Origin of the sequence: Pilibacter termitis (assembly GCF_900167335.1) — a bacterium.
Lineage (GTDB): Bacteria > Bacillota > Bacilli > Lactobacillales > Streptococcaceae > Pilibacter > Pilibacter termitis.
Window position 1 is genome coordinate 1 of sequence record NZ_FUXI01000004.1, and the last position, 21,618, is coordinate 21,618.

Annotated in this window: 24 protein-coding genes; 22 read left to right on the forward strand and 2 right to left on the reverse strand. The window is 38.8% G+C overall.

What is annotated here, in order from left to right; translation table 11 throughout:
* Positions 1–200: hypothetical protein (locus B5D30_RS02175; RefSeq protein ID WP_200806701.1), on the reverse strand; the 200-nt coding region annotated here is incomplete at its 3' end.
* Positions 201–543: 343 nt separating this feature from the next.
* On the opposite strand from B5D30_RS02175, the gene rplK reads away from it, so the two are divergent.
* On the forward strand, positions 544–969 hold the full coding sequence (gene rplK / locus B5D30_RS02180; protein WP_078806400.1) for a 50S ribosomal protein L11: 426 nt from the start codon (positions 544–546) through the stop codon (positions 967–969).
* Between the two features lie 99 nt (positions 970–1,068).
* The gene (rplA, locus tag B5D30_RS02185; protein ID WP_078806401.1) at positions 1,069–1,758 is read left to right on the forward strand and encodes a 50S ribosomal protein L1; all 690 of its coding nucleotides are present in this window, start codon (positions 1,069–1,071) and stop codon (positions 1,756–1,758) included.
* 126 nt (positions 1,759–1,884) lie between these two features.
* Here rplA and B5D30_RS02190 read toward each other — a convergent pair whose 3' ends face one another.
* A complete protein-coding gene (locus B5D30_RS02190) occupies positions 1,885–2,946 on the reverse strand; it encodes an NAD(P)H-dependent flavin oxidoreductase (RefSeq protein ID WP_078806402.1) in 1,062 nt (353 codons plus the stop codon).
* Between the two features lie 346 nt (positions 2,947–3,292).
* Here B5D30_RS02190 and fabT point away from each other — a divergent pair, with 346 nt between their 5' ends.
* From fabT to uvrC, 20 genes are all read left to right on the forward strand, one after another.
* Positions 3,293–3,733, forward strand: coding sequence for a fatty acid biosynthesis transcriptional regulator FabT (gene fabT / locus B5D30_RS02195; RefSeq protein WP_144399450.1), 441 nt, complete (start codon positions 3,293–3,295; stop codon positions 3,731–3,733).
* Positions 3,734–3,735: 2 nt separating this feature from the next.
* Entirely contained in the window at positions 3,736–4,707 is a 972-nt protein-coding gene (locus B5D30_RS02200) for a beta-ketoacyl-ACP synthase III (protein ID WP_078806404.1), read from the forward strand.
* Positions 4,708–4,745: 38 nt separating this feature from the next.
* Positions 4,746–5,210: a hypothetical protein gene (locus B5D30_RS02205; protein WP_078806405.1), complete on the forward strand. Its 465-nt coding sequence runs from the start codon at positions 4,746–4,748 to the stop codon at positions 5,208–5,210.
* Between the two features lies 1 nt (position 5,211).
* Positions 5,212–5,535, forward strand: a complete 324-nt coding sequence (locus tag B5D30_RS02210; protein ID WP_078806406.1) for a hypothetical protein — start codon at positions 5,212–5,214, stop codon at positions 5,533–5,535.
* A gap of 21 nt (positions 5,536–5,556) precedes the next feature.
* On the forward strand, positions 5,557–5,778 hold the full coding sequence (locus B5D30_RS02215; RefSeq protein WP_078806407.1) for an acyl carrier protein: 222 nt from the start codon (positions 5,557–5,559) through the stop codon (positions 5,776–5,778).
* 238 nt (positions 5,779–6,016) lie between these two features.
* Positions 6,017–6,976: an enoyl-[acyl-carrier-protein] reductase FabK gene (fabK, locus tag B5D30_RS02220; protein WP_078806408.1), complete on the forward strand. Its 960-nt coding sequence runs from the start codon at positions 6,017–6,019 to the stop codon at positions 6,974–6,976.
* A 9-nt stretch (positions 6,977–6,985) separates the two neighbouring features.
* Entirely contained in the window at positions 6,986–7,915 is a 930-nt protein-coding gene (fabD, locus tag B5D30_RS02225; protein WP_078806409.1) for an ACP S-malonyltransferase, read from the forward strand.
* Positions 7,916–7,918: 3 nt separating this feature from the next.
* Entirely contained in the window at positions 7,919–8,656 is a 738-nt protein-coding gene (fabG, locus tag B5D30_RS02230; protein ID WP_078806410.1) for a 3-oxoacyl-[acyl-carrier-protein] reductase, read from the forward strand.
* Positions 8,657–8,701: 45 nt separating this feature from the next.
* The gene (gene fabF / locus B5D30_RS02235; protein WP_078806411.1) at positions 8,702–9,934 is read left to right on the forward strand and encodes a beta-ketoacyl-ACP synthase II; all 1,233 of its coding nucleotides are present in this window, start codon (positions 8,702–8,704) and stop codon (positions 9,932–9,934) included.
* 1 nt (position 9,935) lies between these two features.
* Positions 9,936–10,412, forward strand: a complete 477-nt coding sequence (gene accB / locus B5D30_RS02240; protein ID WP_078806412.1) for an acetyl-CoA carboxylase biotin carboxyl carrier protein — start codon at positions 9,936–9,938, stop codon at positions 10,410–10,412.
* A gap of 27 nt (positions 10,413–10,439) precedes the next feature.
* On the forward strand, positions 10,440–10,859 hold the full coding sequence (gene fabZ / locus B5D30_RS02245) for a 3-hydroxyacyl-ACP dehydratase FabZ (protein WP_407675490.1): 420 nt from the start codon (positions 10,440–10,442) through the stop codon (positions 10,857–10,859).
* A 705-nt stretch (positions 10,860–11,564) separates the two neighbouring features.
* The gene (accC, locus tag B5D30_RS02250) at positions 11,565–12,935 is read left to right on the forward strand and encodes an acetyl-CoA carboxylase biotin carboxylase subunit (RefSeq protein ID WP_078806414.1); all 1,371 of its coding nucleotides are present in this window, start codon (positions 11,565–11,567) and stop codon (positions 12,933–12,935) included.
* Positions 12,936–13,083: 148 nt separating this feature from the next.
* The gene (gene accD, locus B5D30_RS02255) at positions 13,084–13,950 is read left to right on the forward strand and encodes an acetyl-CoA carboxylase, carboxyltransferase subunit beta (RefSeq protein WP_078806517.1); all 867 of its coding nucleotides are present in this window, start codon (positions 13,084–13,086) and stop codon (positions 13,948–13,950) included.
* A 29-nt stretch (positions 13,951–13,979) separates the two neighbouring features.
* Entirely contained in the window at positions 13,980–14,741 is a 762-nt protein-coding gene (locus B5D30_RS02260; RefSeq protein WP_078806415.1) for an acetyl-CoA carboxylase carboxyl transferase subunit alpha, read from the forward strand.
* 288 nt (positions 14,742–15,029) lie between these two features.
* Positions 15,030–16,181 carry a hypothetical protein gene (locus tag B5D30_RS02265; RefSeq protein WP_078806416.1) on the forward strand — a complete coding sequence of 384 codons (1,152 nt, stop codon included), beginning with the start codon at positions 15,030–15,032 and terminating at the stop codon, positions 16,179–16,181.
* Entirely contained in the window at positions 16,178–16,870 is a 693-nt protein-coding gene (locus tag B5D30_RS02270; RefSeq protein ID WP_078806417.1) for an ATP-binding cassette domain-containing protein, read from the forward strand. Before B5D30_RS02265 ends, B5D30_RS02270 begins: the two co-directional genes overlap by 4 nt.
* A 204-nt stretch (positions 16,871–17,074) precedes the next feature.
* Positions 17,075–17,746: a GTP diphosphokinase gene (locus B5D30_RS02280; RefSeq protein WP_078806419.1), complete on the forward strand. Its 672-nt coding sequence runs from the start codon at positions 17,075–17,077 to the stop codon at positions 17,744–17,746.
* A 23-nt stretch (positions 17,747–17,769) separates the two neighbouring features.
* Complete coding sequence (locus B5D30_RS02285) at positions 17,770–18,570, forward strand: NAD kinase (protein WP_078806420.1); 801 nt, start codon at positions 17,770–17,772, stop codon at positions 18,568–18,570.
* Positions 18,571–18,629: 59 nt separating this feature from the next.
* Positions 18,630–19,532: an RluA family pseudouridine synthase gene (locus B5D30_RS02290; RefSeq protein WP_078806421.1), complete on the forward strand. Its 903-nt coding sequence runs from the start codon at positions 18,630–18,632 to the stop codon at positions 19,530–19,532.
* 81 nt (positions 19,533–19,613) lie between these two features.
* Positions 19,614–21,398 carry an excinuclease ABC subunit UvrC gene (gene uvrC / locus B5D30_RS02295; RefSeq protein WP_078806422.1) on the forward strand — a complete coding sequence of 595 codons (1,785 nt, stop codon included), beginning with the start codon at positions 19,614–19,616 and terminating at the stop codon, positions 21,396–21,398.
* The last annotated feature ends 220 nt before the right edge of the window (positions 21,399–21,618 follow it).

Sequence of the window (21,618 nt, forward strand, 5' to 3'; positions counted from 1 at the left end):
CTTTGATAATCACGATGTGTTGATTTTCCAGAAAAAATACTTTCTACCAAGTAGACAAACAAGGTGTGATAAGGAATTCCTTTTTCCTTCTTCATATTAGACAAACGAGCAATCTTTTCAAATTCAAATCGCTGAAAACTTTTGGCAATTGAATGTTGAATAAATGACTTTTCTTGGTTGTTTCGTGTTATAATATTCATGGCATGAACACTCCTTGATCGTTATGGTTTGGTACTTTAATTATATCAAGTTTTGAGTGTTTCATGCTTTTTTTATTCCCCTTGAATGTTGGTGAGGTAAGGGGAAACGTGGGGTTTTGGTGTTTCAAGTTTTAGTAAAAAAGAAATAAACACTCCTATCAAAATTTGTTTCTTTATCTCTTTATACGTAATAACTAAAAAAACTCCCCTGAATCTCAAAACCTCTTGCACCCCCAAAAAAAATATGTTATAATATCCAAGCATGTCAAATGCAATAGAACTGTGGGAGGAGAAATTTTCATCTCCATTCAACCACACACGTAACTCAAGGAGGTAAAGAGTCGTGGCAAAAAAAGTAGAAAAACTTGTTAAATTGCAAATTCCTGCGGGGAAAGCTACACCAGCTCCGCCAGTAGGTCCTGCGTTAGGTCAAGCAGGGATCAACATCATGGGCTTTACAAAAGAATTTAATGCCCGTACAGCAGACCAAGCTGGATTGATTATTCCAGTTGTGATTTCTGTATATGAAGATCGTTCATTTACATTCATCACAAAAACACCACCAGCTGCAGTATTATTGAAAAAAGCTGCAAAAGTGGAAAAAGGTTCAGGAGAACCTAATAAGAAAAAAGTTGCAACAGTGACAAAAGCACAAGTGCAAGAAATCGCTGAGGCAAAAATGGCAGACTTGAACGCATCAAGCGTTGAAAGTGCAATGCGTATGATTGAAGGTACTGCACGTAGTATGGGATTTGTTGTAGAAGGATAATCTTTTACTTGCCCAAATTCCCACGCGAAAGCAGAGGTGTAGTCATACACCATGTGGGAGGAAAAACCGTTAGACCACATTACTAGGAGGATTATTAACATGGCTAAAAAAAGCAAACAATTGCGTGCTGCTTTGGAAAAAGTAGACACAAAAAAAGTTTACACTGTTGATGAAGCAGTAGCTTTAGCAAAAGAAACAAACTTTGCAAAATTCGATGCAACAGTTGAAGTTGCATATCGTTTAAACGTAGACCCTAAGAAAGCTGACCAACAAATTCGTGGAGCTGTTGTACTTCCGAACGGAACTGGTAAAACTCAAAAAGTTTTGGTTTTCGCAAAAGGTGAAAAAGCAAAAGAAGCAGAAGCTGCTGGAGCTGATTACGTTGGTGACGAAGAAACTGTACAAAAAATTTCAGGTGGCTGGTTCGACTTTGATGTTGTAGTAGCGACTCCTGATATGATGGCAGTTGTTGGTCGTCTTGGACGTGTACTTGGACCAAAAGGTTTGATGCCAAACCCTAAAACAGGTACTGTTACAATGGACGTTACCAAAGCTGTTGAAGAAGTAAAAGCTGGTAAAGTGACTTACCGTGTAGACAAAGCTGGAAATATCCACGTGCCAATCGGAAAAGTTTCATTTGATAACGAAAAATTGGTTGAAAACTTTAAAACTATTCATGACGTAATGGTAAAAGCAAAACCATCAGCTGCAAAAGGAACTTATATCCAAAACATCACTGTGACAACTACAATGGGTCCTGGTGTGAAAGTGGACGTAGCAAGTTTTTAATTTTTGATAATAGAAAGTCTCATGCCTTGTCATGAGGCTTTTTTTTGAGGCTGAGGGATAAAAAAACGAATGTATCATCATAGAAACAGACAATACATTCGTTTTTTAGAAGTAAATTGTTCGTGCTTATCTATCAAACAATTCATCAATCAATTTCTTAACAGTTGTAATCTCATTCACCCGATAAACGTTCGCACCTGCGAAAAGTAAGGCGTTTTCGGTATCGTGATTGACTGCCTTGAGCAGAAATTCTGAGATACAGTAAGGAATCGTTTTACGGTCGCAATGTTTGTAGCTCAAACAATTTCGGCATTTTTCGATTGGAATTGGCGTTTGTGTTTGAATGCGTTCGTAAAAACTGTTGTGAATCGCTCTTCCCGGCAATCCAACGGGTGACTTAATGATTTTTACGTCCTCTTCTTTTGCGTTAATATAACGCTCTTTAAAGTCGTCTGGAGCGTCACATTCTTCTGTTGCCACAAAACGAGTTGCCATTTGCACCCCGTCACACCCAAGTGAAAGGTAGTGCTGAATATCTTCCTGAGTAAAGACACCACCTGCAAAAATAACAGGTACTTTCTCTTTAAATGTTTCCGCATATTCTTTTACGATTTCAACGATTTTTTTGACTTCATTGTCCATGTTTTCGATGGCACTTTGAATGTCATCTGCTTTAAAACCGAGATGTCCTCCGGCTTTTGGCCCTTCAATTACGACAAAGTCAGCAGTGCGGTTATAGCGTTTTGCCCAAGTTTTGAGAAGCACTTTAGCTCCTTTGGCACTTGAGACGATTGGTGCAATCTTTGTTTTGCTTCCTTCGACCAATTCGGGTAAATTTACAGGAAGACCTGCACCTGAAATGATAACATCTGCCCCGATTTCTACACAGCGTTGAACGATTTTTTCATATTGAAATTGAGCAACCATGATATTAAAGCCAACAATTCCGCCTTTAGCGATACGTTTTGCTTCATCAAATTCCTCTTTGATTGCTTGCCAATTTGAACGAAGTGAATTTTTTTCAAAATCATCACGTCTGTAACCGATTTGGGCGGTGGAAAGTATTCCAATGCCACCTTCTTTTGCAACAGTACCAGCAAGGCGAGAAAGAGAAATTCCAATCCCCATTCCTCCTTGAATAAGTGGTACTTTTGCTACTAAATCCTTGATAACTAACGGCTTAAACATATGCCCTCCTTGTATAGTTAGGAAAATTTTTTTCTGTATTATGGTGAAAAAATGTTTGAAAACAAAAGGTTAAAAAACTTTGATATTCAAACTAATCTCATAATAAAGAATCACAAGAAGAAAGTCAATGAAAAAATGTGTGGAAGGGAAAATCGTCTGAAATGGAAATGACTAAAAATAAATAAACAAGCGTGCTTTATTAGTGAAATTCTAACATAAAGCCCGTATAAAATTAAAAAAATGTATAAAAGGGTTGCACTTTGATTTATTTTCGTATATAGTTTGAATATCAAATCATTTGATGTTCAAATTATTTGATTACAGATGAAAAGTGGGAGTGAGAAATTTGACAGTAGATGTAGAAACAATCAATGAATATCTTGTAAGTATTTTTAATGATATCTTGACGATTGAGGAAACGGAGCTTCAAAAATCTCAGTTCTCAGACATTTCGATTAAGGAAATGCACACCATTGAAGTGATTGGTATGTATCGCAAGAAAACAAGCAGCGAAGTGGCAAAAGAACTCATGGTGACAGTTGGTACGCTGACTGTTGCGGTGAATAATTTGGTGAAAAAAGGCTATGTCGAGCGTATTCGTTCAGAAGACGACAGACGTGTAGTCAAACTTGGGCTGACACATAAAGGCAAACTCGTTTACCGCGTTCATCAATCCTTTCATCGAAGCATGGTGAAAAATATTCTCGGAGATATGAATGAGGTGGAAAGTGATGCGTTGTTAAAGGCATTAAAAAATCTTCACGAATATCTTGAAAGGTTTAAATGAAAATGCAATTTGGAAAGATTACACAGGTGGCACATTACGTGCCAGAAAAAATTGTGACAAATGATGACTTATCCACTATGTTAGAAACAAGTGACGAATGGATTTCTACTCGTACAGGTATAAGACGTCGTCATATCGCAGTAAACGAAAATACCTCGGATTTATGTATAGAGGTTGCCAAAAAGTTGTTAGAAAAGGCGGAAATAGATCCTTCCGAGCTTGATTTCGTTCTTGTTGCCACCATGACTCCAGACTTTGCAACGCCTTCAACGGCAAGTTTGGTGCAAGGAGCGATTGGAGCAACTCGTGCGTTGGCTTTTGATATTTCAGCTGCCTGCTCAGGATTTGTCTATGCTCTTACTGTTGCAGAGAAATTTATTCTTTCTGGCAGTAAGAAAGGGATAGTCATTGGTGGAGAATGTCTAAGCAAAATCGTTGATTGGCAAGACAGAACGACTGCCGTCCTGTTCGGTGACGGTGCAGGTGGTGTATTGCTTGAGGCGAATGATACGCAGCATATCTTGGCTGAAAATCTAAGAAGTGACGGTGTGCGTGGCAGAAGTTTAACGGCAATGTGCATTAAGCCACAACTAGAATTTTCCTCTGGTTTTCAAAATGAGCCATATTTGAAAATGGACGGACGTGACATTTTTGATTTTGCAGTGCGTGATGTCCCGCAAAACATTCTTGAAACGCTTGAAAGAGCAAAATTAAGTGTTGAAGAAATTGATACATTTCTCTTACATCAAGCAAATATGAGAATTATTGACAAAATGGCACGAAAAGTAAAAGCGGAAAGAAGTAAGTTTCCAACCAATATGGATAAATATGGAAATACTTCTGCTGCAAGTATTCCAATTCTCCTTTCAGAAGAAGTGGAAAAAGGCAGAGTCATTCTTGGCTCAAATCAAAAATTGGTGCTAACAGGATTTGGCGGTGGATTGACATGGGGTACTCTTGTTGTCACAGTTTAATCCTTGCATATAAAAAATATAAGGAGGAAATTAAAAAAATGCAGAAAACAGGAATAAAATTGGCAGTATTGTCAATGAGTATTTCATTGTTATTACCTAACGTAATGAGTGTTGCAAAAGCGGAAGAAGTACTTGAACAGGCAATCTATTATGTAGATGAAGGGAATAGTCCAATTCCAGAACTAAAGGAGGAAGATTATGTAGTTTCCAAAAAAGCTCGAGGAGTTAGTTGGGTAAAACAAGCTATTAAAGCTTTATTAAAGTCCAAAGGGCTTGTTGTTGAACTAGTTGAAATTGCAGCTGGTAAAACAGCAGCAAAAAAAGTGGCGGCTAGTTATGCAAAAATTACTAAAGCAGTAGAACCTTTGTTAAAATGGGCTGATGTTCCAGTAAATGCCGTAAAAGATGCTGTAATTAGAGGTTTAGTAAATGGTGGGATGAAACGAAGTGAAGCGGTAGAAATCGCACACTACATTAAAACTATTTTGGATTGGCTGATATAGTATGGATGAAATGAGACAAAGAGCAATATCGGAAATTGCGGAATATCTAGGACATACACTAGAAAGTCCGATTTCTTTATCATTACTATTTGTTGAACTAGGTTTATCAGAAATTGATTTTGAACAAATCCATCAGATTATCAATGAAATAATCAATCCACACTATAATAACGGTGAGTATGAGTTGCAAGATTTTGTAATTCAAATTAATAACTATCTAATGACTAAGGAAATCACTTTGAGTGAAATGGTGATTGTCGGTATGTTAAAAGGGTTTAGTAAGAGTTGGTTTCCAGAACTCTATACTTTTGCTCATACACTATAAAATTATTTGGAGGAATTACACATGACTTTTGACAAAATTAAAGAAATTATCGTTGAAGAATTAGGTAAAGACGAAGATGAAGTAAAATTGGAAACTACTTTTGATGAATTAGAAGCTGATTCATTAGATTTGTTCCAAATCATCAACGAAATCGAAGATGAATTTGACGTGAAAATCGAATCTGAAGACGGTTTGAAAACTGTAAAAGATTTAGTTGACTACGTTGACGGGCAATTAAAATAAGCACGAGAATAGCTGATTTTCGCAAATTTAGCCACTCTTTGCAGGGAATGTGTACCTGTATGAGCGTGTTGGATTGCGAAAATCGGCAGTTTTTTGTAAGTGAAAAGATGTGCTTGTAATTGTTTTTTGCATTTATTTTTCTTTATACTAAATATTAAGGGATAGTTTAGAGGTGTCCTTAAAAACAAGCACTACATACAAATTACTCATTAGGGATTATATTTAAGGAAGGTTTTTCATGAAAACAAAAATTACAGAAATACTAAATATTGATTATCCGATTTTTCAAGGTGGTATGGCATGGATTGCAGATGCTGATTTAGCAGGAGCGGTAAGTCGTGCTGGAGGTCTTGGAATTATCGGTGGAGGAAATGCTCCAAAAGAAGTGGTTGTAGAACAAATTCGCAAAATTAAAGCGACAACAGATAAACCTTTTGGGGTAAATATCATGCTCTTGTCGCCATTTGTGGACGATATAGTGGATGCAGTGATTGAAGAAGGGGTTAAAGTTGTAACGACTGGAGCGGGGAATCCGAGTAAATACATGGAACGCTTCAAAGAGGCGAATATCAAAGTAATGCCTGTTGTTCCAAGTGTTGCTTTAGCTAAACGCATGGAAAAAATTGGAGCAGATGCGTTGATTGTTGAGGGCATGGAGGCAGGAGGTCATATCGGTAAACTTACGACAATGGCACTTTTGCCACAAGTTGTTGATGCAGTAGAAATTCCTGTTGTCGCAGCGGGTGGAATTGGTGACGGTCGTGGTGTGGCAGCGGCATTTATGCTAGGAGCTGAGGCAGTTCAGCTAGGGACACGTTTCCTTGTTGCAAAAGAAAACAATGTTCACCAAAATTATAAAGATAAAATTCTTGCTGCTCGTGATATTGATGCAATTGTCACAAGCCAACATTTCGGTCACGCCGTGCGTGCGTTGAAAAATAATTTGACAAGAGAATTTGACAAGCAAGAAAAACTTGCATTTCAGCAAGAAAATCCAGACTTGGAAATTTTCGAGGAGCTTGGTCGTGGTGCATTGAGAATTGCCGTAGTGGACGGAGATGTGAAAAATGGCTCTGTTATGGCAGGGCAAATTGCAGGAATGATTCACAAAGAGCAAACAGTCGAAGAAATTATCTTAGAGTTGATGAGCGAGGCAAAAGAAGTTGTTGCACGTCAGCAAGCGAGATTTAACGGATAAGAGGGGGAAATGATGAAAACAGCATTTCTATTTGCAGGTCAAGGTGCTCAGTATGTTGGCATGGCACATGATTTATATGAACAAGAGGAAATTGTCCGTCACACGTTTTTAGAAGCGAGTGAAGTGTTAGGTTATGACTTGGCAGAACTTGTTTTTCAAGAGGAAGAAAAACTTGGATTGACCGAATATACACAGCCTGCGATTTTGACAACTTCCACAGCAATTACTCGCTTGCTTGCAACGCAAGGGATTCAAGCGGATATGGCGGCAGGACTTTCACTTGGCGAATATTCAGCACTTGTTGCAAGTGGAGCATTGGCATTTAAAGAGGCGGTTGCTCTTGTCGCAAAACGTGGGAAATATATGACAGAAGCTGCACCAGCAGGTAGTGGGAAAATGGTGGCAATCATGAACGCAGAGCGTAGTTTGATTGAAGAAGTTTGTCAAAAAGCAAGTGAATACGGCATTGTTAGTCCTGCAAATTATAACACGCCACAACAAATTGTTATCGGCGGTGAGGTTGCAGCAGTAGATGAGGCAGTTAAGCTCTTGCAAGAAAATGGCGTAAAACGCATGATTCCGCTCAACGTTTCAGGTCCATTCCACACGGCTTTGTTAAAGGGAGCATCTGAAAAACTTGCAGTTGCACTTGAAGAGGTCAATTTTTCAGATTTTGCGTTTCCAGTGATTTCAAACACGACAGCTGAAGTGTTTGCTAAGGAAGAAATCAAAGGACTTTTAACACGTCAAGTGATGGAAAGTGTTCGTTTTTATGATAGTATTGAAACAATGAAAACACTTGGCATGACGAATTTCATTGAAATTGGTCCGGGAAAAGTGTTGAGTGGTTTTATGAAAAAAATCGACAAAACAATTACAGGTACTCGTGTTGAAGATAGGGAAACTTTATCTGAAACACTTGCCTTGATAAAGGGGTAAATTATGACAATTAAAGGGAAAAATGTATTGATTACAGGTTCAACACGTGGAATTGGTCGCACGATGGCAGTTGAATTTGCCAAAGCAGGTGCAAATGTTGTGGTCAATGGTCGCTCGGAAATTTCAGAGGAATTTTTGAATGAGCTAACTTCATACGGTGTAAAAGCGATTGGAGTTTCAGGTGATATTTCAGATTTTACTTCGGCAGGAGAGATGATTGCTCAAGCAGAAAGCGAACTTGGAGCGATTGATGTGTTAATTAATAACGCTGGAATTACGAATGATAAACTACTTCTTCGCATGAGCCAAGAGGATTTTGAAAAAATTTTACAAATTAACCTAGTTGGAACGTTTAATATGACGCAACAAATGGTAAAATTAATGATGAAGAGACGCAGTGGAGCAATTATTAATTTATCAAGTGTCGTTGGCTTAATTGGCAACGTTGGTCAAGCAAACTATGCTGCTAGTAAGGCAGGAGTTATTGGCTTTACCAAATCAGTTGCTCGTGAGGTTGCCACAAGAGGCATTACGGTAAATGCAATTGCCCCCGGTTTCATCGAAACTGAGATGACAGCTGTTCTATCTGAAAAAATCAAAGAACAAATGAACGCAACGATTCCGATGAAACGCTTTGGCACGACAGAAGATGTTGCAGAAGTAGCATTGTTTTTAGCACAAGCAAAATACATTACAGGTCAAGTGTTAAATGTTGACGGCGGTCTTGTAATGCAGGGATAGAAGTAGCGTTTTTGTTCAAAAATTATTTCAGACAAGGAGAAAAGCATGAATCGAGTAGTGATTACAGGTTATGGTGTAACTTCACCTATTGGCAATACAGCAGAAGAGTTTTGGGAAAGTTTGGAGAAGGGAACTGTCGGAATTGATACAATTTCACGTTTTGATGCAACGGAGTCTGGTATTTCTGTTGCAGGAGAAATTAAAGATTTCCCTTTTGATAAATACTTTGTCAAAAAAGATGCTAAACGCATGGATATGTTCTCAATTTATGGCATTTATGCAGCACTTGAGGCGGTTGCAATGTCTGGATTAGACTTGGAAAATGAAGATATGAATCGCTTTGGTGTCATTGTTGGGAGCGGAATTGGAGGACTTCCAACCATTCAAGAGCAAATCACACGCATGAACAACAAAGGCATGAAACGTGTGGCACCGCTCTTTATCCCAATGGCAATTGCCAACATGGCAGCAGGAAATATTGCGTTGCGTTTAGGTGCCAAAGGCATTTGCACGTCTGTTGTAACAGCGTGTGCGAGTGCGACAAATTCTATCGGTGAAGCGTTCCGCAGTATTAAACATGGATATAGTGATGTGATTGTCGCAGGTGGAGCGGAGGCTTCCATTTGTGAAATTGGGATTGCTGGTTTTGCCTCTCTTACAGCACTTAGTGCAACGGAAGACCCAAAACGTGCGAGTATTCCGTTTGACAAAGACAGAAATGGCTTTGTTATGGGAGAAGGAGCAGGGATTTTGGTGCTTGAAAGTTTGGAGCATGCTCAAAAGCGTGGAGCGAAAATTCTTGGCGAAGTGGTAGGGTACGGTGCAAATTGTGACGCATACCACATGACAAGCCCTGAGCCAAACGGAAGTGGAGCAGCAAAAGCAATGCAATTGGCACTTGATGAGGCGGGCATTTCCCCAAGTGAAGTAGGCTACATCAACGCACATGGCACAAGTACACAGGCAAATGAAAAAGGAGAAAGCAAAGCGATTGAAACAGTTTTTGGAGACGACAGCAACGTTTTAGTTTCTTCAACAAAATCTTTAACAGGACACTTGCTTGGAGCAGCAGGAGGAATTGAGGCGATTGCCACACTTGAGGCACTTCAACATCAATTTGTTCCAGTCAATGCTGGCACAACGGAACTTGGTGAAGATATTCATGTGAATGTTGTCCTAGAACATGGAGTGGAGCACACATTCGATTATGCGATCAGTAATTCTCTTGGTTTTGGTGGACACAATGCAGTCATCTGCTTAAAGAAATGGAGTGAATAGCATGGACATTCATGGAGTAAAAGAAATCGTCGAGCAATTCGACAAATCAACCTTGCGAGAATTTGACTTACGCAAAGGAGATTTTGAACTGTATCTTTCAAAAAACGAAAGCTACGGACGCAATTATGTAGCAGTGCCGCAAACACCTTTAGCAACACCGCAAGTAGCAGAAACACCAGTTGCCTCACCTGTGCCAGCGGAAACACCAAAAGCAGAAGTAGCTGAGGTAAAAGTAGAGGCTGAAGGTGAAGTTGTAACAAGTCCAATCGTTGGTACAGTTTACTTGCAACCAGCACCAGACAAGCCAGCTTACGTGAAAGTGGGCGATACGGTTTCTGAGCATGATACAGTTTGTATTGTTGAGGCGATGAAAATGATGAATGAAATCCCAGCTGGAATTTCAGGAGTTGTAACAGAAATATTGGTTGAAAATGAACAAGTAGTCGGCATTGGAGATGCTTTGTTTAAAATTAAATAAATTTAGGAGGTCTATATCGTGAGTGTCATGGACATTAATCAAATCAAAGCGACGATTCCCCACCGCTATCCGTTTTTATTGATTGATAGAGTGGAAGAATTAGAAGTAGGTCGCAAGATTGTTGCAAAGAAAAATGTAACAGCAAATGAAGAATTTTTTAACGGACATTTTCCACAAGAGCCTGTTATGCCGGGAGTATTGATTATCGAAGCTCTCGCACAGGCTGGTGCAGTGGCACTCTTAGGTATGGACGAGTTCAAAGGAAAAACAGCCTATTTTGGAGGAATTGATAAAGCAAAATTCCGCCAAAAAGTAGTACCGGGCGACACGCTAAGATTAGAAGTCGAAATCATAAAAGTGAAAAAAGTAGCAGGAATAGGAAAAGGAATCGCCTATGTAGACAACAAAAAAGTAGCCGAAGCAGAACTAACGTTTATGATTGGATAAAAGGTTGAAATGTGCGTTTAGAAGTTTGATACAATGAGGTATGGCATTTATTTACTCGAAACGAAGTTTCGAGTGCCGTACCTCATAGTATCCAAACTTCTGCACATTGAAACTAGATTGGCTAAAAAGCGTAGAATTGCGTAAGGATTTTGATACAGTGAGCCGTGGCATTTATATACTTGAAACGAAGTTTCGAGTGCTGTACCTCATAGTATCCAAACTTCTGCACATTGAAACTAGATTGGATAAAAAGCGTAGAATTGCGTAAGGATTTTGATACAGTGAGCCGTGGCATTTATATACTTGAAACGAAGTTTCAAGTGCCACTGCGAACAGTATCCAAAATCCTGCAATTCGTAACTAGACTGGCTAAAAAGCGTAGCTTTTCAGCGTAGCGAATACTTTTGCGTAGGAGGAGTTCAAGTCTACGAAGTAGACCGAGACGAAGTCTCGCTTTGAGCCATGCTCAAAGTGAACCCCGAGAAGCACTTTTTAAATCGGGTCGAAAAAAAAGATCAAATATTTTTTGCATAGAAGATTTTACGTTTGAAATATAGCAACAGTCATTGCGTATGATTTCACAAAAAAACGAAAAACCTACCATTCCTTGACATCTATCTTACTAATAGAAAATAGCTCAGAATAATCGCTTTTTTTAAGTGAAATATTTATTGTCTTAGACAATAAATCTAGGAGATGAAAGATATGTTCTCAAAAATTTTAATTGCCAATCGTGGTGAAATTGCTATTCGAGTGATTCGTGCGGCACGTGAATTAGGAATTAAGACAGTCGCAGTGTACTCTCAGGCAGACAAAGAGGCACTTCACACACAAATGGCAGATGAGGCAGTTTGTATTGGTCCAGCGAAAGCAACAGACTCTTATTTGAATGTCAACAACATTCTCTCTGCTGCGATTGCAACGAAAGCCGAAGCTATTCATCCGGGTTTTGGATTTTTAAGTGAAAACTCAAAATTCGTGACCATGTGTGAGGAGTTAGGCATTAAATTTATCGGACCAAGTGCTGAAATTATGGACAAAATGGGCGATAAAATCAACGCTCGTAAGGAAATGATTGAGGCGAAAGTTCCTGTTATCCCAGGAAGTGATGGCGAAGTAGAAACCGTTGAGGAGGCACTTGTCATTGCAGAAGAAATCGGTTATCCAGTTATGCTCAAAGCTAGTGCTGGTGGCGGTGGAAAAGGGATTCGTAAAGTAAAAACAAAAGAAGAATTGCCAAGTTTGTTTACCAATGCACAACAAGAGGCGAAAGCAGCATTTGGTAATGGGGCAATGTATATCGAAAAAGTCATCTATCCTGCACGTCACATTGAAGTGCAAATTTTAGGTGACCAGCATGGCAATGTCATTCACTTGGGCGAACGTGACTGTTCACTTCAGCGAAACAACCAAAAAGTTTTGGAAGAATCTCCTTCTGTTGCGATTGGTTCAACCAAACGTGCAGAAATCGGTGAGGCAGCAAGACGTGCGGCAGCTCATGTCGGCTATGAAAACGCTGGAACGATTGAGTTTCTTTATAAAGACGGGGAATTTTATTTCATGGAAATGAATACTCGTGTGCAAGTGGAACATCCTGTAACCGAATATGTGACAGGTGTTGACATTGTCAAAGAACAAATCAAAATCGCCTACGGTGATGTTCTTCCGTACAAACAGGAAGAAATTGAGTTTCGTGGTCATGCGATAGAATGTCGTATCAACGCAGAAAATCCACAATTTAATTTTGCCCCAAGCCCCGGCAAGATAGAGGAACTATTTTTGCCAAGTGGTGGACCGGGGTTGCGTGTTGATTCGGCAATGTATCAAGGATATACGATTCCTCATTTTTACGACTCGATGATTGCTAAAATTATCGTGCATGGGGAAAATCGTTTTGAGGCGTTGATGAAAATGCAACGAGCTTTGCTTGAATTTGAAGTAGAGGGCGTTGTCACGAATGCAGAATTTCAGCTGGATTTAATAGCAGACCAGTCAATTATCTCAGGAGATTATTCCACTGCTTATTTAATGGAAAATTTCCTGCCAAATTGGCAAGAGAAAAATAACTCTAAATAAAAGGGGACGGGTTAGGGCAAAACTCAAATTCATTTGATAACAAACGGAATTGGGTTTGCCCTATCGCTATCCTTTTGAAAAATATTGGAGGAAGTAGAATGCTTGTTCATAATTGAACAAGTAGAAAATGAAACAAGGGGGAACTATTGTGGCATTGTTCAAGAAAAAAGCAAAATACATTCGCATCAATCCGAATCGTGCATTAACGGAAAATCTGAATAAGAAAAAACCAGATGTACCAGAGGAAATGTTTGCTAAATGTCCAAGCTGTAAGCGAATGATTTACAATCGTGATTTAGGTGCTGAAAAAATTTGCCCAGATTGTCATTATAATTTTAGAATTACAGCATGGGAACGTTTGAGCTTGATTGTGGATGAAAAAAGTTTTGAGGAATGGGACAATGACTTGAAGTCAAAAGACCCTTTGAATTTCCCAGATTATCAAGAGAAATTGGCTAAAACGCAAAAAGTAACAGGTCTTGATGAGGCTGTTTTGACAGGAGTAGCGACAATTTCTGGAGAAAAAGTTGCCCTTGGCATTATGGATAGCAATTTTATCATGGGGTCAATGGGAACGATTGTTGGAGAAAAAATTACCCGTTTATTTGAAAAAGCTTGTAAACAAAGTTTGCCAGTTGTTCTTTTTACAGCGAGTGGAGGTGCTCGTATGCAAGAGGGAATTATGAGTTTGATGCAAATGGCAAAAATTTCCGCAGCGGTGAAAAGACATAGCGACTTGGGCAATTTATATATTTCTGTTTTAACCGACCCAACAACAGGTGGGGTAACGGCAAGTTTTGCGATGGAAGGCGATATTATTCTAGCGGAACCTCAAGCATTAATTGGCTTTGCAGGACGCCGAGTAATCGAGCAAACCATGAAAACCCAACTACCAGAGGATTTTCAAAAAGCTGAATTTTTACTTTCACATGGCTTTGTAGACACAATTGTGCCACGTATAGCAATGAAAGAGCAATTATTTAAAATTTTATTGATTCATAAAAGAAATGAGTAATTTGATAGGTAAGAGAGGAGTATGGGGAGATGAGTAAATCAGCAAACGAAATTGTATCTCTAGCACGCAATCAAGGAAGAATGACTGCACTTGAATACTTTGAAGAATTATTCGAGGATTTTATTGAATTGCATGGTGATAGACAATTTGCCGATGACAATGCGATTGTCGGCGGAATTGCCAAGCTAGAGGGAATGGCTGTAACAGTTATTGGTATTCAAAAAGGACGAGATTTGAATGAAAATTTACGTGTAAACTTTGGTCAACCACACCCTGAGGGGTATCGCAAAGCCTTGCGTTTGATGAAACAGGCAGAAAAATTCAAACGTCCAATTATCACATTTATCAACACTGCAGGGGCATTTTCTGGTCTTGGTGCAGAAGAACGTGGACAGGGTGAGGCGATTGCACGCAATTTATATGAAATGAGTGGCTTGCGTGTCCCGATTCTCTCGATTATTATCGGTGAAGGAGGCAGTGGTGGAGCATTGGCTTTAGCGATGGGAAATAAAGTTTGGATGCTTGAGCATACTATGTATGCAATTCTTTCGCCAGAAGGATTCGCCTCTATTCTTTGGAAAGATGGTAGCCGTTCGGCAGAGGCGGCAGAACTAATGAAAATTACTGCACCAGAGTTGTTGAAAATGGGGGTAATCGACAAAATTATTCCAGAAAACAGCGAGACGTGTGCAACATTGAAAAAGGAAATCATAAGAGAATTGCAATCACTAGCAACTCTTAGCGAAGAAGAATTAGTCACGCAACGGTATGAACGATTTAGAAAATTTTAGAGCAGGTCTATTGCAGACTTGCTTTTTTTATAGAAAACCTTGGAAACATTGACGAAAGTGTGAAAGTACGATTTCTCACTACACAATCATTTAATTTTTTGTTAAACTATTAAATAAGAACTATTTCGAAAAATAAAACAATATTTTGTAGCTAGACAAAGAAAAGCTACGAGGGGCGTTTTGAAGTCTGCAACAGTGAGCCACAGCATTTACCTGCTGGAAACGAAAGTTTCCAGTGCTGTTGCGAACAGTTGCCCCTCGTAGTTAGACAGATAAAGGGGAAAACAAATGAATTTATTAAAATTGGAATGGAAAACGCTTGTACGGTCGAAGTTTATTTTCATTGTGCCGAGCTTTTTTCTTATTATGTTTGGCTTACTGTTTCTTTTGAATATTCAAGACAATCATGAAGAAATCTGGCGAATGAAGAATGAGTTGAATCAATTGAACGCACAAGGTGAGATGGGCATTTCATTGAATGCCACGGAGGATATACGAAAAGACTTTGAGGAGAAAGCGAAAAAAAGGGAAGAGGCGTATCGTGATGTTGTGATTTCTGGTTTTCGCAAAGATAAGACGACTTATGTGAAAGATTACATCAAAGTGCTAGATTATTGGTTGGATATGATCCCAGATAGCGAAGCGGGAACAGAATTTAAAAAGGAAAAATTACTTTATGAGCAAATTGTAAAAAATAAAAACACTTTGATTTTTGAAAGTGCCAATTCAAACGATGATGAAAAACAAAAACCAACGTTAAATGCACTAAAACAAGGATTTTTCACCTTGTTGCCAACGCATTATATCATGCTTTTTCTTTCACTATTGATTGGTTTTCTCTTTTACCAAGCGGAAAAGAGTAAAAGTAAGGAACTCGTTGCGATGTTGCCTGTCGCAAATTGGAAGAAAAGTGTGCATAGACTTGTCTTTTTCTACGGTTATCTTTGTATTCCGTTTTTGATAATGTTAGGGTTGTTTTTCATTGTAAATAGTGCGTTTTATGGTATCGGTGAATGGAATTATCCAGTTGTAGTTTTGCAATCAAAAAAAGTGCCAATTTTGATGACACAAGCCGATTTTTTCAAGCAATTTCTAGTGCTGATACTGTTATTTTTCCTTTTCATCGTCTTGTTCAATTATATAATTGCCAGATGGACGAAACATATTGTGCCAATTTTCATTGGGAATATTTTGATATTCTTGTCGGAAAATGCTCCTTTTTTCCAAACGGAGCAAATGTTAGAAATTAGAAAATGGTTTGTCGGTTCATACGCCAACATTGCCAGAATTATTTTGCGACCAGAGGAGCGAGGAATGGTTGAGCTATCAATGAACGGCTTTTATCCAACGTTTTTACAGTCAATTGTTGTAATATGTCTAGCTATTTTTATCTGCCTAGCATTAATCGTTGTCACAGAATTTAGGAGGGTACGAGTATGATGAATGTAAAAAGACTATCCTTTTCATACAAAAGTCAGTCCATTTTAGATGAAGTTTCATTTTCGTTGAAAAAAGGCGAGATTACGGGTTTAGTTGCTCCAAATGGTACGGGGAAAACGACCTTGCTGAAACTTTTGGCGAATTTATTGCCGACAAAACAAGGGGAATTTTTGATTGACGGAGAAAATCAACGAGAAATGTCGTACAAAAAACGGATTTTCTTTTTAGAAAATGTCGAGGGACTGATGCGGGAGTTGAGTGTTTTGGATCATTTGAAGATGATTCAATCATTTTGGCAGAGTGAAGTGGAACTTTCTTGGGTATTGGAAAAATTTTCACTTGAGGACATTCAAAACAAGCCGATTCGCAAACTTTCTCTTGGGCAAAAGCAAAGCGTTCTTTTAATGCTTTATGTGATGAGTGATGCAGAAGTTTTGTTATTTGATGAACCAACCAACGCACTGGATCCAACAAATGTCCTTGTGATGAATGAAATGATGGATTATCTAAGAGAAAAAGGGAAAATCATTCTTTATTCTTCGCACAATCTGGAAAATTTAAAACTTTTAGCAGATCGAATTTTCTTTTTGAAAAACCAAAAAATCATTGAAATGGAAAATGACGCCTCTATTTTCAACAGTTATCAAACGTTATTTGTTCAAGAAGAAAAAGTGAAAAAATGGACGTGATGAAATTTGTAGCCTGCGATATTTTTTCCCATTCCACAAAAGAGCGGATAGTTGTGAACTTGGGACTATCTGCTTTTTTGTTTGCTAATCTGCACTCTATTGCCATTATTTTTAAATATTTTTTATTCTTCCTTGTTTATTCTCCCCTATTTGTCAAAGAAAATGATAGAATAAAGAGAAAAGGATAGGCAGGAAGTGAAGAAAATGAATAGAGATTGGGAAAAATTTCTTGATCCGTATGTGCAAGCGGTAGGGGAATTGAAAGTAAAATTACGTGGTATTCGCAAGCAATACCGCAAACAAGGCGAGATTAGTCCAATAGAATTTGTGACGGGACGTGTAAAACCAAAAGAAAGCATTGTGAAAAAATCTCAGCTGAGAGGCTTGAATATAGAGCGTGTTGACGAGGAAATGCAAGATATTGCAGGACTTAGGATTATGGTACAATTTGTAGAAGACATTCAAACGGTTATCGAGCTTTTACGAAAACGAAAAGATTTCAAAATTATTCAAGAACGTGATTATATTACCAATAAGAAAAAAAGTGGCTACCGTAGCTATCATGTGGTGATTGAATATCCGGTTCAGACGGTTTATGGAGAGAAGGTTATTCTTGCAGAAATCCAAATCCGAACGCTTGCGATGAATTTTTGGGCAACGATTGAACATTCTTTGAACTATAAATACAACGGTGAATTTCCCGAAGAATTAAAGAATCGTTTGGCACGTACGGCTGAAATTGCGTATATGCTTGATGAAGAAATGAGCGAGATTCGTGAGGAAATTGTAGAAGCACAGAGAATTTATGATCCATACAATAAAAGTGAAATTCGTGATGCACTAGGCAACGCAGATGATGATGATTTATTGCGATAGTTTCTCACGAAAAAGAGGTGGAAATGAAAGTAGCGATTGTAGCAAATAAAACAGAAAAAACACAAGGCGTACAAAAAGAAGTGGTGCGTTTGATTGAACAGTCGAAGAGTTTGACGATAGATGAACAAACGCCAGATATTGTGATTTCAATAGGTGGCGACGGTACGCTGTTAAAGGCGTTTCATCAATACAAACATCGCTTGAAAGAAGTGGAATTTGTTGGTGTGCATACAGGACACTTAGGGTTTTATGCAGATTGGCGAGATTTTGAGCTTGAGGAAATGGTCACAAGCCTTGAGACAAGAAGTGCAGAGAAAGTCAGCTATCCCTTGCTTGAGGTGGAAATTGAGTATTCTGACGGGAAGGAGTCGGAGCGTTTGATTGCTCTAAATGAGTCCACTGTTAGACGTGTTAGCTCAACGTTGGTGAGTGACGTGTATATTTCTGGCGAATTGTTTGAACGGTTTAGAGGGGACGGTTTGAGTGTTTCTACGCCTACCGGTTCAACAGCGTATAATAAATCTGTTGGAGGTGCGGTTATTCACCCGAGTATCAATGCAGTGCAACTTGCCGAAATCGCCAGTCTCAACAATCGAGTTTTCAGAACGCTTGGTAGTCCAATGGTGTTGAGTGTGCATGAAGATTTGACCATTGAGATGATTGAAAGTCCTGATGCGGTGGTGACAGTTGACCATTTGACGATTGACAGAACAGCGATTGCTCGTGTGCATTGCCGAGTGGCAAGTGAGCGAATTGCCTTTGTTAGTGGGAAACACACGCATTTTTGGACAAGAGTGAAAGAGTCATTTATTGGAGTAGATTAAGCCTAAGAAGTGTGCTTGCGGGCATACTTCTTTTGCGAAGAAAAAGAAGAAGGTGAAGTATGAAATTTTCATGGAAATATACGAAAGAAACACCGCAACTTTTACGAACGTTTATTCATGAACAAGGAATAAGCAAACATTTGCTGGCAAAAATAAAGTTTCAAGGCGGAAAAATCGAAGTTGATGGAAGTGTTGTAAATGTTCTTTACAAAATCAAGAGTGGTGAGGAGTTGGTCATTACGATTCCAGATGAAAAGGAGCATGAAACACTTTTGACGGATGCGACACCGATTGAAATTGTCTACGAAGATGAGCATTTTTTAGTCGTCAATAAACCAAGCAATGTCTCAAGTATTCCAGCACAGTACCACCCGAACGGCACAATGGCAAATCGGGTGAAACATTATTACAAAACAAAAAATTATCCAAATCAAGTCATTCACGTGGTCACAAGGCTAGATAGAGATACGACAGGCGTCATGCTCTTTGCCAAACATGGTTTTGCTCATGCACTAATGGATAAGGAATTGCGTAATGGGCGAGTGGAAAAAGTGTACCAAGCACTTGTCTCAGGCGAAGTGGAAAGAATGAGTGAAAAAGGGAGTATTATTGCACCGATTGCTCGTGATGAAACCTCACTTTTGAAACGAAAAGTGTCGGAAAGTGGGAAATTCGCTCATACGGAGTATAAAGTAGAAAAGAAAACGGAGCAATTAGCATTAGTGAACATTCGCTTACATACAGGGCGAACACATCAGATTCGTGTGCATTTTGAGCATATTGGCAACTCACTAATAGGTGATGAAATGTATCATGGACGCATGGATTTGGGAATAAAAAGGCAGGCACTTCATTGCTACAAGTTATCGTTTTTCCACCCTTTTTTAAAAAAAGAGTTGGTGATTGAGCAAGACTTAGCAGAGGATATGCAGGAAATTGTTCAAAAGATGTTTCCGAAATAAGGACAATAAGGAAAAAATATTCAACATTCAATTATTTTTGTTATACTGAAAAGAGAAATCACGAAAGATAAGGAAAAGAAAATGAATGAAAAAATAAAAGCCAAGTTAACTCTCCTGCCAGATTTGCCGGGGTGTTACTTGATGAAAGATAAAGACGGCGTGATTATTTATGTTGGGAAAGCGAAAATTTTGAAAAATCGTGTCCGAAGTTATTTTCGTGGCAGTCACGATACGAAAACAGAACGCTTGGTAAGCGAAATCGAAGATTTTGAAATTATCGTAACAGAAAGCAACATTGAGGCACTTTTGCTTGAAATTAATTTAATTAAGAAAAACTCGCCTAAATACAATATTATGCTAAAAGATGATAAAAGTTATCCTTTTATCAAAATTACGAATGAAAAATACCCTCGTTTGTTGATAACGAGGAAGGTATTAAAGGATAATGCCGCCTATTTTGGACCTTATCCAGACGTGGGTGCGGCAAATGAGACTAAGCGACTTTTGGATCGATTGTTTCCGCTCAGAAAGTGCAATATTTTGCCAAAAGAAGTTTGTTTGTATTATCACATGAAACAATGCTTGGCTCCATGTGTATTTCCTGTAAAGGAACGTACGTATAAGGAAATGGTTGCTGAAATAAAAGCGTTTCTTTCTGGTGGGCATGACAAAATTCAGCAGAAATTGACAAAAGAAATGCACATTGCGAGCGAAAACCTCGAATTTGAAAAGGCGGCGGAATTGCGAGATAAAATTTCTTCGATTGAAACGCTGATGACGAACCAAAAAATGACCAACGCAGATATGAAAAATCGTGATGTGTTCGGCTATCACGTGGACAAGGGGTGGATGTGTGTCCAAGTGTTTTTCATTCGACAAGGGAAATTGATTGAGCGTGACGTGTCGATTTTTCCATTTTATGCCGATGAAGAAGATGATTTCCTGACATTTTTAGGACAATTTTATCAGGAAAATGAACATTTCATTCCAAGTGAAATTTACTTGCCAACCAATATAGACCTTGAATCTGCAAAAGAAATGCTAGGAACGAAAATTGTTCAGCCTAAGCGTAGTGAAAAGAAGAAACTTGTTGATTTGGCGATGAAAAATGCACGTGTTGCTTTGAGCGAGAAATTTTCATTGATTGAACGCAGGCAAGAGCGGACAATTGGGGCGACAGAGGCATTGGGTGTGGCGATGAATATTCCGACCCCACGACGCATTGAGGCATTTGACAATTCCAATATTATGGGGACAAATCCAGTAAGTGCCATGGTGGTGTTTATTGACGGAAAGCCGATGAAAAAGGAATACCGCAAGTTTAAAATTAAAACCGTAACAGGTCCTGATGATTACGCTAGTATGCGTGAAGTGATTTATCGTAGATATTCTCGTGTGCTAAAGGAAAATTTACCTCTGCCTGATTTGATTTTGATTGACGGAGGAATAGGGCAAGTCAATGCAGCAAAAGAAGTGCTAGAAAATCAGCTAGGTGTCGACATTGTCATTGCAGGTCTTGCCAAAGACGACAAACATAAGACAAGCGAGCTGCTATTTGGCGAAACGCTTTCCCCTGTACCGCTCAAACGAAATTCTGACGAATTTTTCTTGCTACATCGCATACAAGACGAAGTTCATAGATTTGCGATAACCTTTCACCGTCAGCTTAGAAGCAAAACGAGCTTTTCTTCTCGTCTGGACGGCATTTCTGGACTAGGAAAAAAACGGAAAAAACTATTGATGACGACCTTTAAATCGCTAAAAAATATTCGTGAGGCAAGTGTAGAAGACATTCGTGCAATTGGTATCCCGCAAGCAGTTGCAAAAAGCATTTTGGAAGTGTTAAATGATGAAGAAAAATCTTAGGATTTTTTTTGATGAATTTTAGGTTCAGTTAAGGTTTCTATTCTACAATAGAAAATGTAAGGGATACAGCTACCCTTAATACGATTTTTTTCATTTTCTCCTCCGGCGACCGTATGGTCGCTTTTTTTGGCTTATTGTTCAACTCTACAAATTATTTTTCCATAACCCCCACCCCCCGACTATGATATAATATGATTATCTATACACTTGTGGAATATTT

Bases quoted from the DNA above. Each gene is read 5' to 3' on its own strand.
- B5D30_RS02270 (WP_078806417.1), top strand. From the start codon at position 16,178: ATGATGAATGTAAAAAGACTATCCTTTTCATACAAAAGTCAGTCCATT.
- rplA (WP_078806401.1), top strand. From the start codon at position 1,069: ATGGCTAAAAAAAGCAAACAATTGCGTGCTGCTTTGGAAAAAGTAGAC.
- B5D30_RS02260 (WP_078806415.1), top strand. From the start codon at position 13,980: ATGAGTAAATCAGCAAACGAAATTGTATCTCTAGCACGCAATCAAGGA.
- fabG (WP_078806410.1), top strand. From the start codon at position 7,919: ATGACAATTAAAGGGAAAAATGTATTGATTACAGGTTCAACACGTGGA.
- fabK (WP_078806408.1), top strand. From the start codon at position 6,017: ATGAAAACAAAAATTACAGAAATACTAAATATTGATTATCCGATTTTT.
- B5D30_RS02215 (WP_078806407.1), top strand. From the start codon at position 5,557: ATGACTTTTGACAAAATTAAAGAAATTATCGTTGAAGAATTAGGTAAA.
- B5D30_RS02285 (WP_078806420.1), top strand. From the start codon at position 17,770: ATGAAAGTAGCGATTGTAGCAAATAAAACAGAAAAAACACAAGGCGTA.
- B5D30_RS02290 (WP_078806421.1), top strand. From the start codon at position 18,630: ATGAAATTTTCATGGAAATATACGAAAGAAACACCGCAACTTTTACGA.
- B5D30_RS02205 (WP_078806405.1), top strand. From the start codon at position 4,746: ATGCAGAAAACAGGAATAAAATTGGCAGTATTGTCAATGAGTATTTCA.
- B5D30_RS02210 (WP_078806406.1), top strand. From the start codon at position 5,212: ATGGATGAAATGAGACAAAGAGCAATATCGGAAATTGCGGAATATCTA.
- fabF (WP_078806411.1), top strand. From the start codon at position 8,702: ATGAATCGAGTAGTGATTACAGGTTATGGTGTAACTTCACCTATTGGC.
- fabZ (WP_407675490.1), top strand. From the start codon at position 10,440: ATGGACATTAATCAAATCAAAGCGACGATTCCCCACCGCTATCCGTTT.
- accB (WP_078806412.1), top strand. From the start codon at position 9,936: ATGGACATTCATGGAGTAAAAGAAATCGTCGAGCAATTCGACAAATCA.
- fabD (WP_078806409.1), top strand. From the start codon at position 6,986: ATGATGAAAACAGCATTTCTATTTGCAGGTCAAGGTGCTCAGTATGTT.
- uvrC (WP_078806422.1), top strand. From the start codon at position 19,614: ATGAATGAAAAAATAAAAGCCAAGTTAACTCTCCTGCCAGATTTGCCG.
- accC (WP_078806414.1), top strand. From the start codon at position 11,565: ATGTTCTCAAAAATTTTAATTGCCAATCGTGGTGAAATTGCTATTCGA.
- B5D30_RS02190 (WP_078806402.1), bottom strand. From the start codon at position 2,946: ATGTTTAAGCCGTTAGTTATCAAGGATTTAGTAGCAAAAGTACCACTT.
- B5D30_RS02200 (WP_078806404.1), top strand. From the start codon at position 3,736: ATGCAATTTGGAAAGATTACACAGGTGGCACATTACGTGCCAGAAAAA.
- B5D30_RS02265 (WP_078806416.1), top strand. From the start codon at position 15,030: ATGAATTTATTAAAATTGGAATGGAAAACGCTTGTACGGTCGAAGTTT.
- B5D30_RS02280 (WP_078806419.1), top strand. From the start codon at position 17,075: ATGAATAGAGATTGGGAAAAATTTCTTGATCCGTATGTGCAAGCGGTA.